The following is a 16,987-nucleotide window of genomic DNA, read 5'->3' as shown; positions in this document are numbered from 1 at the left end:
TGATGGGAGATTACATATGAGATTAAAAAAACCTTTGAGATGGTATCGGTTTAAGTCAATTAGAACAGCATTTATCATTCCGTTTGTTGTCCCTTTGCTAGTTGTTATAGTGATATTGATGTATTTGCTTTTAAATGGCGCAAATCAGGTTTCAAAAATCACCGTTGAAACAATATCAGAGCAAGCATTGATTCAAGTTGAAGAGTTGTTAGCTCATCATTTTAGTGAAGCCCTTCAATTGAATGTTATAAATGTTAAAAATTTAGAATCCGGTATTTTAAAAATTGATAATTCGACAAATAGGGAAAGTTATTTTTCAATATTGGTTTCAGAATTTCCTGAAGTTGCTATGTCATACGTTGCATTTCCTGATAAACGCTTTTATGGCGCTAGGAGAACAATCAATAACGATCTACAAGTTGTTAAAAATGATCAATCAACTAATGGTGCATCCGAGTATTATAATATAGCAAGTGATGGAACTGCACTGGATTTTGTGGAGAAGTTTGATGCGTTTGACCCAACGACGCGTCCATGGTACACGAAGGCAGTTCAAGAACACCAACCTGTTTTTAGTGATGTATATAATCACTTTGTCTTTAAGTTGCCCACAATAACGGCAAGTTATCCTGTTTATGTAGACGATAAACTCATAGGTGTTTTTGGATCTGATTATCTTTTGACTTGGCTTGGAGAGTCATTAGCAAGTATCCCAACTCGGGAAAATGGAATGGTGTTCATCACAGATTCATCTGGTCAATTGGTAGCTTCCTCTAAGGCATCTGATGAGATTTTTCAAATGATTAATGGGGAATCTAAACTTGTAAATGCAAAAGATAGTGATAATAAACTAATAAAAGCTGCTATACAGAATACAACTCAGGAAGACCAACATGATATTATAATAGGAGATCAGAGTTACTATATAGTCTCTAAAGAATACAATAATGAAAATTTAGATTGGAAAATATATATTCTGTTATCTAAAGAAGATGTCTTAGGAAAAATGAGTTCAGCCATGAGACAAACCGTAGTCTTAGTTTCTTTAAGTAGTATTTTGTTCATTGGACTGGCATGGCTATTATCGCGTTGGATTACAAGACCAATATTAAACCTCAACATGGCATCTAAAAGATTAGCTGAGGGACAATACGATTTTATCAGTGATGAAATCAGAAGAGATGAATTGGGCCAATTAAGCCGCTCTTTTAACGAAATGGCTATAAAATTAACCAATATAGTAGCAAGCCTTGAAAGTCAAGTTGCTGAGCGTACAAGAGATTTGCAAGAAATGAATGAATCATTAAGTCGCTTATCTTTTAGTGATGGTCTAACTGGACTCCCAAATCGTAGAAAATTTGATGATTTTTATTATAAGTCATTTTCGAAAAATAAAGAGCGTAGTAGAGCGATGACAGTAGTCATGATGGATTTGGATAATTTTAAATTATTTAACGACACTTACGGTCACTTAGCAGGTGATGATTGTCTTAGGTTAGTGAGTGCTGCTTTTAATCAAAATATTACTAAGAAAAAAGATTTGATCGCAAGATATGGTGGTGAAGAATTTTCAGCAATTCTTCAAGGCTATTCTAAAGCTGAATCTTTTGAAGTATGTGAAAACTTGAGAAGAGCAATTGAAGAAATCGAAATTCCTGTAGGTGAAGGTATAACAACACGTGTAACTTTAAGTCTAGGAATGGTTAATTTTATACCAAGTGATACTGTCACGATGGAAGAATGGATTCAGTGTGCAGACCAGGCTTTGTATAAAGCAAAGAGTAATGGTAAAAATCAAACTGCAATTGATTGCTAATATTACAAAATTATTACAACGGCATTGATAATGATTATCAACTAGATGTTGTGGATATATATCTAATGGTTAAAAAAAGTAACTATTAAAATATATTAGATCAACTTAGGAGGTCATTATGAAATATGTATTACCAAATCTTAAATTTGAAAACAGTGCATTGGAACCCTATATAGATGCTAAAACGATGGAAATCCATCATCAAAAACATCATGGTGCTTATGTTTCTAATCTAAATGCAGCGCTTGAAGGAAAATCAGATTATGAAAATTGGTCAATTGAAGAAGTGCTTAAAAAGCTAGATCAACTTCCAGAAGAAATTAGACAAGCAGTTCGGAACAATGGCGGCGGGCATTATAATCACTCTTTATTCTGGGAAAGTTTAACGCCAGGTGGAAATCCTATGTCACCACAACTTGAAGCCAAAATTGTTGCAGATTTTGGTTCGGTTGATGATTTTAAATCAAAATTTAAGGAAGCAGCTTTAAAACGATTTGGAAGTGGATGGGCATGGCTTGTTACAGATGGTGATAAACTCAAGGTAGTAAGCACACCAAATCAAGATTCACCAGTCTCTGAAGGTCTAACCGAGCTACTTGGACTTGATGTTTGGGAACATGCTTATTACTTGAATTATCAAAACAAAAGAGCTGATTACATTGATGCTTTTTGGAATATAGTAGATTGGCGTATTGTTGAGAGTAGATTATAGAAATTGAGGTGAATTTATGGCGATGGTGAGGAATTTTTTCATTACTTTTGTAGTTTTTTTAGTAATTGATATGTTTTGGCTTGGCTTTGTTGCTAAAAACATCTATTCAAAATATTTAGGCTACTTGATGGCAGATAAAGTTAACTGGATCGCAGCGATTGTCTTTTATATGTTGTTTGTAATTGGTTTGCTATATTTTGTTATTATGCCAGCAAATGATTTTACACACCTCGTCGTATCTGCAGCACTTTTTGGTTTAATCACTTATGCGACTTATGATTTAACGAATCTGGCTACAGTAAAATCGTGGCCCTTGACTATAACCTTTATTGATTTGGTTTGGGGTACAGTTTTATCGACTCTTACTGCGACAGTTAGCTACTTAATCATAGGATATCTTGATAAATAAACGGATGATGTACCCCTTTCAAGACCTACCTTAAGAACGAAGTTCTTAGAGTGGTATTGTAAGGGGTATTCTTATGTAAAGATGGATAGAGTAGGTTTATGTTATTTGAAAAATTTGTTATACTATAAGCAAATAGACACTATATTGGTTACATGTTTTTTTTGCAGGGAGACTTTATGAAATTTGTGAATTGGAATGTAAATGGTATTCGAGCATGTGTTAAAAAGGGATTCTTAGATTATTTTGAAGAATCCAATGCTGATTTTTTTTGTCTCCAAGAGACAAAGCTGCAAGAAGGTCAAATCGACCTGGATTTAAAAGGCTACCATCAATATTGGAATTATGCTGTAAAAAAAGGATATTCAGGAACAGCTATTTTCTCAAAGCAAGAACCATTAAATGTGATTATGGGAATTGGTATTGAAGAACATGACCAAGAAGGACGCGTGATTGCACTTGAACTTGATACATTTTATTTGGTAACAGTATATACACCGAATTCAAAATCAGGACTTGAAAGACTAGCATATCGCATGAGATGGGAAGATGACTTTAGAGCCTTCCTGAAAAAGCTCGAAGAACATAAACCTGTAATTGTCTGTGGAGACTTAAATGTCGCTCATAAAGAGATAGACATCAAAAATGCAAAGTCAAATATGCGAAGTGCTGGTTTTACAATTGAAGAGCGCTCTAAAATGACGGATTTAATCGATGCGGGTTTTATTGATACGTATAGATATTTTTATCCTGATCAAAAAGATGCCTATACTTGGTGGTCGTATTTTGGCAAAGCAAGAGAAAATAATGTGGGTTGGCGAATTGATTATTTTCTTGCTTCTGAAACACTAAAAGCAAGATTTAAATCTGCAGGTATCGCGCCAGAAGTTACAGGAAGTGATCATTGTCCAGTTATTTTTGAGATTATATAACTTGGTACAATAATTGCATGAAGTAAAGGTAATAACTTTAAAGGAGTGAACCTATTTGGAAAAAATGTTTAATTGCCTAGATGAAAACCAAATGGTATTTGAAGAGCTCACCAATGCAATTGTCGTCATAAATACTACTGGGATTGTGACACATATCAATGCTAGAGCGTTAGAATTGCTTGAAGTGAAACTAGAAAGTGCCATAGGTATGCCGATGCTTACGGTTTATCCAGAGTCAAAGTTAACTGAAACAATGGTCACTCAAAAAATTGAGCGAAACATAAGATTAAACGTTCATAATAGAGCTTGCGTTGCTTCTAGAGTTCCACTTTTTGAAGATGGAAAAGTAATTGGTGCAATTTCTATTTTTGATGATATTACAAGAATTGAACAACTCAGTAGTAGAATTGAGGCGGATCGAAGCGAGATGTCTGTGCTAAAGACAGTTCTAGAGATTGCCTATGATGGTATATTGGTAGTTGATTCAAATGGTTATATAACTATGATTTCCAATGCATACATGAAATTCTTGGGAATAGAAGGCGATCAAGTTATTGGTAAACACGTTACAGAAGTGATTGAAAATACAAGGATGCACATTGTTGCACAAACGGGTATCCCTGAAGTAAATGACTTTCAAGAAATACATGGAGATTACATGGTGGCAACACGTATCCCTTATTATGTTGATGGAAAATTAGCTGGGGCAATTGGAAAAGTAATATTTAGAAATGTGTCTGAACTTCAGAATATTAACAAGAAATTTAGCCGTGTTGAGAGAGAACTAAAGAATCTGAAATCAGAAATAAGCAGTTTACACAGAGCGAAATACAGTTTAAATCAAATCATTACAAGTGATGATGAAATCAACAAACTAAAAAACTATGTCAACAAACTTGCACATTCAAAGTCCAGTGTCTTGATTCAAGGTGAGAGTGGTACCGGGAAAGAACTTTTTGCTCATGCGATTCATTTATCTAGTCACAGAAGAGAGATGCCTTTTATTAAGGTCAATTGCGCTGCAATACCAGAACATTTATTAGAGTCTGAACTCTTTGGATATGACAAAGGGTCGTTTACCGGTGCTGATAAAAATGGCCGGATTGGAAAATTTGAACTCGCTGATCAAGGGACTATTTTCTTAGATGAAATTGGTGATATGCCACTTCAGATGCAAGCCAAAATACTCCGAGTATTGCAAGAAGGTGAAGTTGAGCGCATTGGTTCAAACTCACCCAAACAGATTGATGTTCGCATTATTGCTGCAACTAATAGAAATTTAAAGATGATGGTCGAAGAAAAAGAATTTAGAGAAGATTTATATTATCGTCTAAATGTGATCAATTTAATGATTCCACCATTGAGGGAGCGAAAGGAAGATATCATTTTACTTTCTAATCACTTTATAGATCAGTTGAATCAAGAGAATCATGGTAACTTAAAAGGACTATCGGAAAAGACTCAGATGCAACTGTTCTCTTATGATTGGAAAGGCAATATACGTGAACTAAAAAACGTCATTGAGCGTGCCTACAATATTATGGAGGGCGAAGAGTTCATTCAACCATGGCATCTTCCGGCACATATTAATAATGGAAAGCTAACCTCCACTGGCGAACCTCTCAAAGAACTTGTTGACGCTGCTGAAAAGAAGATTATCTTAGAAAGATTAATTTCCTTTAAGGGCAATAAAAGTAGAACAGCTATAGATCTGGGCATCTCAAGAATGGCACTTCATAAGAAGTTAGAAAAATATGATATGAAATAAATTTTTTGAAAATTTCTATGTTTTTTAGTCTTATGTTTGAATATGAAAACTAAATGTGTAATTATTTTTTTACAAATAAGCTCAAATTCATATAAGTGTAAACGAAAGTTGACATTGTCCAATTTTAACACAAACAAGTGTAAGTATTAATTTACACTTGTTTTCTTTTTATCAATATTTTATTGCATTTATTATATAATTTTATCAAAAAGAGTGAAAAAGCGCGTAAAAGTGGACTTATACTTTGGCACGGGAATTGCTTTTAATAAAGTGAAAGTAAAATGACGTAAGAAAGGATGTACTTTATGGTTAAAGCACTTAGGAACCCAAGATATTTCAATTTGATTTATCAGGTATTGCTTGTAGTGGTATTTATTCAACAGATTTATTATCCTCAGGAGTACAAGTACGTGCACTTGGCATTGGTGTTTATACGTATGATTATTTCAGAGGCATATGATCAAAAGCATCGCTATTTTAAGTTTGAAGAATATTTTGTATTTGCGATCTTGGTTACCTCATTTGTTTCTGTCATAGAAGCCATCTATTCTATCCAACTAGGATTGGTATATCTTTTAAGTTTAGCTGTTGCGGTTGTCATAATGAGTACTTTTTTAAAGACTATGATTGACGATTCAAAAAACGGACTTGGCGAGAAGAAATTTCATCCTAAGCACATTGAAATGCTTGCAAAAGGTAAATTATTTACTAATGGTGTTTTAATGGCGTTGATAGGTGTTAATGTCATGATACTTTTCTATGTATTATATGAAATCATCAAACTATTAAGTTAGGGGGACAAAAAAATGTTAGGTGTATTGGCAATTATTATGACACTTTTCGCACTTATGTATTTGGCATACCGCGGAATTACAGTGTTAGTACTCGCACCACTTTTAGCTATGCTTGCAGCAATGCTCTCTGGAGAAATTCCAGCGCTTTACGCATTATCAAGTATTTTCATGCCAGCAGCAGCAGGTTATATCAAATCTTACTTCCCTGTATTCCTTGCAGGAGCAATTTTTGGTAAATTAATGGGCGTTACTGGCGCAGCTACTTCTATCGCACACTTTATTTCTGAAAAGTTGGGCAAGAAGCATGCAATCGCAGCAGTAGTTGTTGCAACAAGCTTACTCACTTATGGTGGTGTTTCACTATTCGTTGTAGTTTTCGCAATGTATCCAATCGGCGCTATGCTTTATAGAGAAGCAGATATTCCAAAACGTCTACTTCCAGCAGCAATCGCTCTTGGCGCATTTACTTTTACAATGACTGCAATGCCAGGTTCGCCTCAATATCTCAATACAATGCCAACAAAATATTTTGGAACAACTATATATGCAGGTTTCTGGTTAGGAATCATTGGATCAGCTTGTATGTTCTTTGGTGGTTTATGGTGGCTTAATCGTCGTGCTAAGAAACTTAATGCGGCTGGTGAAGGTTATGGCGTTCACGAAAATGAAGGATTAGTTGAAACGTATGACAATATCCCTAAGTTCTGGATCGCAATTGCACCAATCATTATTGTTTTCGTTATGAACTTTGTTTTAACAAATTGGTACTTTAAACTTGATTCTGTTATCGCTAAACTTCATGCTTACAACCCAGATGCTACAGTAGATGGCACATGGCCAGTAATTATTGGTTTAGGTACTGCAATTGTATTTATCTTAATTGCTTTAAGAAAATACCTTAAAAATACGAATAAAGTAATTTTTGAAGGCGCTGTAGGTTCATTACTTCCTATTTTTAATACTGGATCTGAAGTTGGTTACGGTGGCGTTATCAAATCTCTTGCTGCTTTTGGTACTGTAAAAGGCGCAATTGTTGCAATGAGTATTCCTTCAATTTTCAAAGTTGCATTTTCTACAACATTACTTGCAGGTATCGTTGGTTCTTCTTCAGGTGGTACGGCTATTGCACTTGAAGTTTTAGCACCAGAATTCCTACAAATGGGTATTGACCCAGGTGCACTTCATAGAATCATGCTGATAGCAGCTGGTGGACTTGATTCGTTACCACATTGTGGTGCGGTAATCACATTATTATCAGTATGTAAAGTTAATCACAAGGAAGCATATCTTGATATAGCTGCTTTAACAGTTGTAATTCCATTGTTAACGGTTATCGTTGTATGTTTATCATATCTATTATTCGGTATCGTATAATTTAGATTTAAAGAAATTTTGGATATAAAATAACTTAGATTTTAATGAAGAATGTAGTAGATATCAAAGAAAAAATATCAGTAAAAGTAGTAGTAATAGTAAAAGTAATAACGACGATGTAGAGGTGATGGGGTCGAGTATTGACCCCGCCCTATCGTTCTATATGAGTATGAATATAAAGTTGGGATTAAAATAGACTAGATAACAGTTGGCACTGTTATTATATTTCGGAGGGACTAACATGAATAAGGTGATGACGCTTGAAGCTGCGATTGCACTTATAAAAGATGGTAGTACCGTTGCTACTGGTGGTTTCGTAGGTAATATGCATCCTGAAGCACTTAGCAGAGGTGTGGAAGATGCATTTGTAAGTACGGGACATCCTAAAGATTTGACACTTGTTTATGCAGCAGGTCAAGGTGACGGTAAAAATAGAGGCTTGAACCATTTCGGTCAAGAAGGAATTGTTAAACGCGTTGTAGGTGGACACTGGGGACTTGCGCCAAAACTTGGCAAATTAGCACTAGATGAGAAGCTTGAAGCATACAATTTTCCTCAAGGTGTTATATCACATCTTTTTAGAGAAATTGCAGGTAAAAAACCAGGAGTAGTAACAAAAGTTGGTCTAAAAACCTTTGTTGACCCAAGACTTGAGGGTGGTAAGATCAATAACTCAGCCAAAGAAGACTTGGTTGAACTCATAAACCTCGGTGGTGAAGAATGGCTATATTACAAATCTTTTCCGATAGATGTTGCATTTATACGCGGTACTTATGCAGATCCGTTTGGCAATTGTACATTTGAAAAAGAGGCGCTAAGCCTTGAAATGCTTTCAATAGCACAAGCTGCAAAGAATTCTGGTGGAATCGTAATTTTACAAGTTGAGAAAGTTGTTTCAGAGGGCACTTTAAATCATAAGCTCGTAAAAATTCCTGGTATCTATGTGGATGCAATTGTAGAAGCCTCTCAAGAAGAACATATGCAGACCTTTGCAGAACAATACAATCCATCTTATAGCCAAGATATAAGAATTCCAGTGAAAAGCATACCACCAATGGTTTTATCTGAAAGAAAGTTAATTGCAAGACGTGCTGCGATGGAATTAAAAGCAAATGCAATTACAAACCTAGGTATTGGTATGCCAGAAGGCGTATCTATCGTAGCAAATGAAGAGGGAATAGAAGGTTTAATACTCACTACAGAAGCTGGTACAATTGGTGGTATACCTGCTGGTGGACAAAGTTTTGGCGCCGCAACTAACCCAGACATGATTATTGACCAACCCTATCAGTTTGATTTTTATGATGGTGGTGGTTTAGATGTAACTTTCTTAGGACTGGCGCAATGTGACAGTCGTGGAAATGTCAATGTATCTAAATTTGGTCCTAAAGTACCTGGATGTGGTGGTTTCATCAATATCTCTCAAAATGCCAAAAAATGTGTATACTGTGGTACATTTACTGCTGGAGGTCTTGAAATTGCAATTTCAGACGGTAAACTTCAAATAGTTAATGAGGGTAGATCAAAAAAATTCATAAAAGAAGTTGAACAAGTAACATTTTCTGGTGACTATGCATTTGAAACCCATCAACCTGTAATTTATGTAACCGAGAGGGCAGTTTTTGAAATTACAGCAGATGGATTAACATTAACAGAGATAGCACCAGGTGTAGATCTTCAAAGAGATATTTTGGATCAAATGGAATTTAAACCTGCTATTGCAGAGCCGTTAAAGGAAATGGATGCAAGAATATTCAACGAAGAAAAGATGGGACTCGAATTATAGGGAATGATAAATACTAAATAAATGGCAAATACTAAATATAAGGAGTGACAAAAATGAGATTACAAGACAAAGTGGCTGTCGTAACTGGCGGCGCTCAAGGGATAGGAAGATCAATTTGTGAAACATTTGAAAAACAAGGTGCAAAAGTTATCGCGGTTGATATGAATGCAGCTGAATTTGAACAAGCTAATATTAAAGGTTATGCACTTAATGTAACGGATAGAGCTGCTATCGAAGTTTTTGTTGAAACAATTGTAAAAGAATATGGCAAAATTGATATTTTGGTAAATAATGCAGGTATTACTAGAGATGCTCTTATTAATAAAATGACTGAGGATATGTGGGATGCAGTAATCAATGTTAACCTTAAAGGCGTATTTAATATGACGCAATTTATCAGTCCAGTAATGATGGAAAATGGTGCAGGAAGTATCATCAATATCGCTTCAGTTGTTGGTGAATATGGTAATGTTGGTCAATCAAATTATGCTGCAACTAAAGCTGGCGTAATTGGAATGATGAAAACATGGGCAAAGGAATTTTCAAGAAAAGGCGCTGCAGTAAGAGTAAACAGTATTGCACCAGGTTATGTGAATACTGAGATGATGAAAACAGTACCTGATAAAGTACTTGATCCAATTAGAGCGAAAACAATGCTTGGTCGCCTTGGTGAGCCTCAAGAAATTGCAAATGCAGTATTGTTCTTAGCAAGTGATGAATCTTCATTTGTAACAGGCCATAACTTATCTGTTAATGGTGGATTAAGATTATAGGAGGATTTTCATGAGAGAAGTTGCAATAGTTGCTGCAGTTAGAACACCAGTGGGTTCTTTCGGTGGTGCACTTAAAGATGTATCTGTAGTTGATTTAGGCGTTGTGGCGGCAAAAGAAGCAATTAAACGCGCAAAAATTTCTGAAAGCGTTATAGATGAAGTGATCATTGGCAATATCTTAAGTGCTGGTCAAGGTCAAAATATAGCAAGACAAATTGCAGTGAAGGCCGGTGTGCCAGTGGAAGTACCTGCAATGTCACTTAATATACTTTGTGGTTCAGGACTAAGAGCGATTAGTTTAGCAGCTCAAATTATTGGTAGTGGTGGCGCTGACACGATTCTTTGTGGTGGTGCGGAAAGTATGTCAAATGCACCTTACCTCGCGACTCAAAGTCGCTGGGGAAGTAAGATGGGACATGTACAAATGCAAGATCATATGATTAAAGATGCACTAACAGATGCATTTAATGATTATCATATGGGGATAACAGCTGAAAATATTGCTGAACAATGGAATTTATCTAGAGAAGAACAAGATGAATTTGCTTTAACAAGTCAAAATAGAGCTGAAAAAGCGCAAAAAGAAGGTAGATTTGTAGATGAGATTGTTCCAGTAGTGATTAAAACTAGAAAAGGTGAAGTTGTTGTTGATCAAGATGAATATATCAAACATGGAACAACAATTGAATCTTTACAAAAATTAAGACCAGCATTTAAAAAAGAGGGTACGGTTACTGCTGGAAATGCTTCTGGAATCAATGATGGCGCAGCTATGGTTGTTGTTATGAGTCTAGAAAAAGCGAAGGCACTTGGACTAGAAGTTCTTGCTATCGTTAAGGGGTTTGGTACAAAAGGTGTAGATCCATCAATTATGGGTTATGGACCAGTTCCAGCATCTAAGGCTGCTCTTGCAAGTGCAGGATGGAAAGTTGAAGATTTGGAACTTATAGAAGCGAATGAAGCTTTTGCTGCACAATCGCTTGCAGTGGTGAGAGATTTAGGATTAAATCCTGAGATCGTAAACGTAAATGGCGGCGCAATCGCAATCGGTCATCCGGTTGGCGCAAGTGGAACGCGTATATTTGTTACTTTGCTTCACGAGATGCAAAAACGCGACGCTAAAAAAGGATTGGCAACACTTTGTATAGGTGGCGGAATGGGTACGACATTACTCATTGAAAGACCATAAATGAGGTAAAATTGAAATGAAAAAGACACTTCTTGTCGCCCATCCCCATGGGCAAGAAGTGTCTTTTTTTTAGATTTGATGAAACTGATTGGTTGTGAAATCATATTTAAACCCAGCATCAAGGAGCGTTTGGGTAACTTCTATGATGTCGACTCCAAGGTCTTCACATAAAGATTCCATATTTGGATAAAAATCTCGAAGTTTCATGTTAATCATCCCAAGTAATATGATTGGGTCATGTGGTATACTAAATTCCATAATTGCCTCCTTCTCAGAATAGTCTAATTGATTTTTAATAATTTGCATCTACTATTATGTTATAATGTTAAAAGATATGTATGGGTTTGACAACATCAATTCAATAAGTACATAGAAAAATTAATTGGATATGGGGGACAAGATATGAATAAGAAAAGCATTATTATAACAGTTGCTGTGCTTTGCGTTGTAGTTGTTGGCGCTTTAGGATTTACACTGGGTAAAGGAATCATTATAAAAAGTAATCCTGTGAATTATTTATTATACAGTGCAACTCAAAATAATCATACGGCATATGATGCTACTTTAAAAGCAAGTTTAAGTGTTGATGAAGCAACTTTAACGGATAGTTTAAGCTTTTTTTCTGCTGAGCCAGAGGCAATGGCCAAGTTTGTTACATCTTTAGTTGATCAGATATCGTTTAGTGGCGATATTGTTATGAAAACTAATATGGACCAAAAGGAACTTTTTCTTACAGAAGCATTGAGTATAAACTACGCAGATCAGCCTTTGATTGATTTCGGTATAGGGTTGACTCAAGAACAGATCGCGATTGAGAGTAAAACCTTTTATGATAAGAGTTTTACTATGAGCAAAGCTGAATTATTTCAAATGATCAAAGATGAGAGTGGTGTAGATTTGTCAGAACTACATTTTAACAAGTACATCGATCTATTTGATATGGAAAAAGATCCTTTGTTTAAAGCGCTTGTAAAAGATTATAAGGGGTATGAAACAATTTTGCGTGATGCACTAGTAAATCTTGAAAAAGGTGATAAAGTAAGCGTGTTGCTGTCAAATGGTAAAGAAATCAAATGCGATGAATTACAGGTTTCTATGACTATGGATGAACTGCTCAAATTATATGTTGATTTGCTAAGCGAAGCAAAAACTGATGAAAATTTGAAAGCGTTGCTAAAGAGCAAAACAATTGAAGTTTTAAATCTAGTAATCAGTTCTGAAGATTATAAAATATTACAAATCGAAAAATCAGAGGTAGAAGCAGCAATAGTAGAAATTGATACTAACTTTGATACAGAATGGAATAAAGCAATGGATGAAATGATTGCTACCTATCAAGATGCTCAATATCAATTAAGCCAGTCTATGGTAGATATTGGAACCTACAATATTAAAGTTGCGATAGATAGTAAGTATAATATTCGTCAGTTGAGTTATGCAATGGATATGATGGGTTTTAATATGGTACAAACAGTCACTTATAATGCATATGACAATGACGTTGTCACAAAAGCTTTGTCATTACCTGAAAACAGTATATCTATAATAGATATGATAGAAGATGAAGGTTTAGCATCTGAAATCGGCAACGATATGGTCGATCAAGGGCTGACTAATATAATTGAAGGTGAAGCACTAAATCAGCTAATGTCAGATCTGAAAACAAATTCTGAAATTCTACCTGCTGATGAACGTGATGGCATCTTAAGCTTAGTAGATTATTTCTTTGAAAACAAAGATCTTTTAAAAGATATGATTCTTTCAAACACAGGATTATAATTATGACTTCGCCTGTTGAACGTCAAAAGAGAGTAATAGAGATGGATGTTATCCGTTGCTTTGCGCTGTTTGGTGTTTTACTTGTAAATTTAACTATGATAGACGCGACTATGTATTCATATGTCGCGTCTCCTTTATTACATGTAGATTTATTAGATCAAATGGCATCATGGGCAATCCATATCTTTGCAGTAGGTAAATTTTACACATTATTTTCAATGCTTTTTGGATTGGGTTTTTATTATTTTTTAAATAAACCTGGTAATCCTCTTGAAAATGAATATTATTATAAGCGTCGTTTATGGCTATTGATGTTTATGGGAGTAATACATTTAATATTTGTATGGCATGGTGATATACTGCATGTTTACGCAGTAACCGGTTTTATACTTTTCAGTATGAGGAAAAAGGACCATAAGGCCTTAATAAAACAAGCTGGTATTTTACTTCTTTTTTCAACTGCTTTATTTGTTATCGCTCAAGGAAGTAGCGAAGTAGCACTTCAAAGTGAAATGATTCAAGCATCGATAGATGCTTATAAGCAACCAAATTATTTGACTATGGTCGCGTATAGGTTAGGGAATGAAGTACCGATTACATTACTCAATTTAATATTTGTAATCATCAAGATCTTGGGGCTTTTCACAATAGGATATGCAATAGGAAAAATGAATATTTTTAACAAGATTAAAGAAAACCTCATACAAATTCGTCGTTTTTTTATGCTTACTGCAGCTTTATCTTTGATCATAATTTTTGGATATGTTTTTGCTATGGTAAATCTAAAAAATCCACAAGTTGCAGTTTTTTTTGATGAACTGTTAACGCTTAGTGGTGCGTTTGCTTATGCATCTGCTCTAATTCTACTTTACAATAGTGAGAGGTTTAAGAAAATTGTTAAACCACTGGCAGCGGCAGGGCAAATGGCATTGACCAACTATTTAGTTCAAACGGTATTTTTCACAACTTATTTTTATGGCTATGGTCTTGGTAAATTTGGATCACTACATCAGCCTGATTATATCTTATTGGCACTTGTTTTTTATGTGATTCAAGTGGTAATTAGTAATTTGTGGTTGAAATCACATAAATATGGACCTTGTGAGTGGTTGTGGCGTAAACTTACTTACTTGCAAAATCGCTAAGTGGTCTTGGACCTCTTATGATGCGTCTAATAATTTGTAATGTACCATTATCACTAGGTGAGATTCTCCATTCAATAAGTGCGATATGGTTATTTTCAATCTCGATGCCTGTAATGTTGCGAGGATGTATACAACACCCTGTATTGAAATAAGGCAGTTCATCTGGTTTGGGGAATTTCGGTCTATGTGTGTGACCAACGATTAATGTTTTATGATAAGCGGCAATAAATTTCGAATAGTTTTTTTCGATTTTATGCCGCTTATGTGCATTCTTCGCAGGGCTAGCTGGATTTTTCAAGCCAACGATGTGAAAGAATCTCCAAAAATATCGATTAAGTAACCTCATAACTGGCCATATTTGGTCGTTGATGAAATCACCTTGGTGCCCGTGTACAACGAAAATCTCAACAGGAATTTTTTTGTTTTCAAGGACAACGGCCTCTTTAACCTCTATATTAGGAAATAGCTCGCTAAAGAACTCTTTGTATTCGTCGTAAAAACTAAAGAGTTGTTTTTTTGTGTGTTTTGGGTTTTTGAATGCCATATTGTGATTGCCATAGAGCATAATAAAACGATCAAGATCGTAAAATTGTCTTAAAATCATAAAAACGTCACTATGTGCATAGCGAATAACTTGAAAATTACTTTGTTCCCATAGTTCATCGCCGTCCCCCACTTCAATATAAGTGAAACCAGCATCTAAATAGTATTGTAGTGCAAAGTTATAAATATTTTGATTATGCGCAAATTCATCGGATAGACTATTGTCTCCTCGGTGTACATCGCTAAAAAAAATATATTTTGAATGTTCATCAAAGGGAATTTTTGTTGCTTTTTCATATGCCGAGAGTAGTTTCTTAGATGTGAACATGATATCGCCTCCAACTTAATTATACCCTTTACAATAAAAAAACTTCCAAAAAATTAAAAGAAAAGTTTGAAAATTTTATGTGATTTTCAAACTTTTCTAAAGTTGTTTCATAGTGAATGTAATTATATGAGGTGATTTTTCAAATGAGTTTGTGTTCGGTAAACCCATTGATTAAGTCATAAGCCAATAACGATTGACACCACTGAGGTGGAATTTTTGAAAAACCTAAACTGGCCCCTAGAAACATACCTACAACCATACCTCTACCAGCTGAATCTCCACCAGAGAGTACGTTTTGTTTCATTGCTTCTTCAAAGTTATCGTGGTATTTCAATGTGAGATAGAGTGTAGCAGGTATTGCAAATTGACTAGAACAGCTTTGTCCAATGTCTTTTATAACTGTCACAGTATCTTCGGATAATCTTGGTTTAATCATTTCTACCCAATCTTTTATCATAGGATAGTTTTCTGAAACTTTATCGATTGTTTCGATAATTGGTTTTCCAATAATAAGTTCTAAAAGTAAGTCAACAGCAAAGCTGCTAAAGTTAACAACGAGATCGTTATTGTGTGTGAGTCTAGTTTGTTTTTCAATATATTTTTTAAGAAGTGGATCGTCGAAATGATAGTAAATTAAAGGTGCAACTCTAGCAAAACCACCTAGTTCATCTGAAGATGAACCGAAATGCGTCCTGTCATCTAATGTATTCAACGTTTCTTTTGTAGCATGATCCATATAACCTTCATATTTTGACATAAAAGTTAACCAATGCGTTTTAAAAACATCAAGTGAAAAGCCGTTATTTGAAGAGATGCTTTTTAGCAATAATAAACTTTGATCTCCATAATGTGTAAATTCACCACGTCTTTTACCAAAATGAAAGCTTCCTTTAGAAGGGGTAATGAAGCCGTCAAGTTTGTCTTGTTCTTGACTCAATTTTTCAGTGTCATATACCCAGTGTAGTCCGAGAGCATACGCATCAGCGACAAATGCACCAAATAGCATGCCTTTTAAACGTTCCATATAAACCTCCTCTCATGGGAATTTCAATTGGACTTGTATTATTTTTTAAATTCAACCCTTATAAGATCTGTTTCAGAATACCTAGCAATAGCATAAAGCGTATCAGACAAGCGATTGACATATTTCATAAGTTCAGGTCTAACTTGAGATTCCTCGTGTAAAGATAAAATTCTACGTTCAGCTCTACGACAAATTGTTCTTGCCACGTGTAAAGTTGCACTTAATAAATTACTTCCAGGTATAATGAACTGGAAAACTTCATTTCTATTCATTAAATCTAGATAATGATCAATGGTCTCTTCAAGCCATTTAACATCGACGTCTGAGACTTTTTCAGGGAAGTTTTCACCAACTGTTGTCGCCAACTCGCCGGCTACATTGAATAATGAACGCTGCATCTTTAAAAGGATATCAGTGATTTCTTTATCTGAGGTATACTGTCTAGCAAGTCCAAGCATAGAATTAAGTTCATCAATAGTGCCATAACTTTCAACCCTAACAGAATCTTTTGGTACTCTCGCGCCGTCATACAAGCTAGTTTCGCCACTGTCACCAGTTCTTGTGTAAATTTTTAGCATAATTTCCTCCCGTTAATATTTCGTTATTTCATTATGTACC

16 protein-coding genes are annotated in these 16,987 nt (G+C 35.1%); 12 read left to right on the top strand and 4 right to left on the bottom strand.

Annotation, left to right across the window (positions count from 1 at the left end; translation table 11 throughout):
- Window positions 1–16: 16 nt before the first annotated feature.
- From QE109_RS03960 to QE109_RS03915, 10 genes are all read left to right on the top strand, one after another.
- A complete protein-coding gene (locus QE109_RS03960) occupies window positions 17–1,816 on the top strand; it encodes a diguanylate cyclase (protein WP_281093100.1) in 1,800 nt (599 codons plus the stop codon).
- A 118-nt stretch (window positions 1,817–1,934) separates the two neighbouring features.
- Window positions 1,935–2,528: a superoxide dismutase gene (locus QE109_RS03955; protein ID WP_281093099.1), complete on the top strand. Its 594-nt coding sequence runs from the start codon at window positions 1,935–1,937 to the stop codon at window positions 2,526–2,528.
- A gap of 16 nt (window positions 2,529–2,544) precedes the next feature.
- Complete coding sequence (locus QE109_RS03950; RefSeq protein ID WP_281093098.1) at window positions 2,545–2,937, top strand: DUF2177 family protein; 393 nt, start codon at window positions 2,545–2,547, stop codon at window positions 2,935–2,937.
- Window positions 2,938–3,113: 176 nt separating this feature from the next.
- Window positions 3,114–3,866 (top strand): exodeoxyribonuclease III, encoded by a 753-nt coding sequence (locus tag QE109_RS03945; RefSeq protein ID WP_281093097.1) that lies wholly within the window; start codon window positions 3,114–3,116, stop codon window positions 3,864–3,866.
- Between the two features lie 64 nt (window positions 3,867–3,930).
- The gene (locus QE109_RS03940; RefSeq protein ID WP_281093362.1) at window positions 3,931–5,634 is read left to right on the top strand and encodes a sigma 54-interacting transcriptional regulator; all 1,704 of its coding nucleotides are present in this window, start codon (window positions 3,931–3,933) and stop codon (window positions 5,632–5,634) included.
- A 305-nt stretch (window positions 5,635–5,939) separates the two neighbouring features.
- A complete protein-coding gene (locus QE109_RS03935; protein ID WP_281093096.1) occupies window positions 5,940–6,428 on the top strand; it encodes a hypothetical protein in 489 nt (162 codons plus the stop codon).
- Window positions 6,429–6,440: 12 nt separating this feature from the next.
- Complete coding sequence (locus QE109_RS03930) at window positions 6,441–7,802, top strand: GntP family permease (protein WP_281093095.1); 1,362 nt, start codon at window positions 6,441–6,443, stop codon at window positions 7,800–7,802.
- Between the two features lie 241 nt (window positions 7,803–8,043).
- Complete coding sequence (locus QE109_RS03925; protein ID WP_281093094.1) at window positions 8,044–9,588, top strand: acyl CoA:acetate/3-ketoacid CoA transferase; 1,545 nt, start codon at window positions 8,044–8,046, stop codon at window positions 9,586–9,588.
- A 53-nt stretch (window positions 9,589–9,641) separates the two neighbouring features.
- Entirely contained in the window at window positions 9,642–10,361 is a 720-nt protein-coding gene (locus QE109_RS03920) for a beta-ketoacyl-ACP reductase (RefSeq protein ID WP_281093093.1), read from the top strand.
- 10 nt (window positions 10,362–10,371) lie between these two features.
- Complete coding sequence (locus QE109_RS03915) at window positions 10,372–11,550, top strand: acetyl-CoA C-acetyltransferase (protein ID WP_281093092.1); 1,179 nt, start codon at window positions 10,372–10,374, stop codon at window positions 11,548–11,550.
- Window positions 11,551–11,619: 69 nt separating this feature from the next.
- Here QE109_RS03915 and QE109_RS03910 read toward each other — a convergent pair whose 3' ends face one another.
- Window positions 11,620–11,808 (bottom strand): DUF4250 domain-containing protein, encoded by a 189-nt coding sequence (locus tag QE109_RS03910; protein WP_281093091.1) that lies wholly within the window; start codon window positions 11,806–11,808, stop codon window positions 11,620–11,622.
- 144 nt (window positions 11,809–11,952) lie between these two features.
- Between QE109_RS03910 and QE109_RS03905 the strand changes: the two genes are divergently transcribed.
- Window positions 11,953–13,329, top strand: coding sequence for a hypothetical protein (locus QE109_RS03905; protein WP_281093090.1), 1,377 nt, complete (start codon window positions 11,953–11,955; stop codon window positions 13,327–13,329).
- A 2-nt stretch (window positions 13,330–13,331) separates the two neighbouring features.
- Window positions 13,332–14,474, top strand: coding sequence for a DUF418 domain-containing protein (locus tag QE109_RS03900; protein WP_281093089.1), 1,143 nt, complete (start codon window positions 13,332–13,334; stop codon window positions 14,472–14,474).
- On the opposite strand, the gene QE109_RS03895 is transcribed toward QE109_RS03900, so the two are convergent.
- The 3 genes from QE109_RS03895 to QE109_RS03885 form a co-directional block, all read right to left on the bottom strand.
- Complete coding sequence (locus QE109_RS03895) at window positions 14,452–15,345, bottom strand: metallophosphoesterase family protein (RefSeq protein WP_281093088.1); 894 nt, start codon at window positions 15,343–15,345, stop codon at window positions 14,452–14,454. The genes QE109_RS03900 and QE109_RS03895 overlap by 23 nt on opposite strands.
- A gap of 139 nt (window positions 15,346–15,484) precedes the next feature.
- Window positions 15,485–16,369 (bottom strand): ADP-ribosylglycohydrolase family protein, encoded by an 885-nt coding sequence (locus QE109_RS03890; protein ID WP_281093087.1) that lies wholly within the window; start codon window positions 16,367–16,369, stop codon window positions 15,485–15,487.
- Window positions 16,370–16,407: 38 nt separating this feature from the next.
- Window positions 16,408–16,947, bottom strand: coding sequence for a cob(I)yrinic acid a,c-diamide adenosyltransferase (locus tag QE109_RS03885; protein WP_281093086.1), 540 nt, complete (start codon window positions 16,945–16,947; stop codon window positions 16,408–16,410).
- Window positions 16,948–16,987 lie beyond the last annotated feature (40 nt).

This window comes from Fusibacter bizertensis (assembly GCF_029914245.1).
In the GTDB taxonomy this organism is placed as follows: domain Bacteria; phylum Bacillota; class Clostridia; order Peptostreptococcales; family Acidaminobacteraceae; genus Fusibacter_C; species Fusibacter_C bizertensis.
The sequence above is the reverse complement of the archived record's forward strand: the minus strand, read 5'-3'. Positions and strand labels throughout refer to the sequence as shown.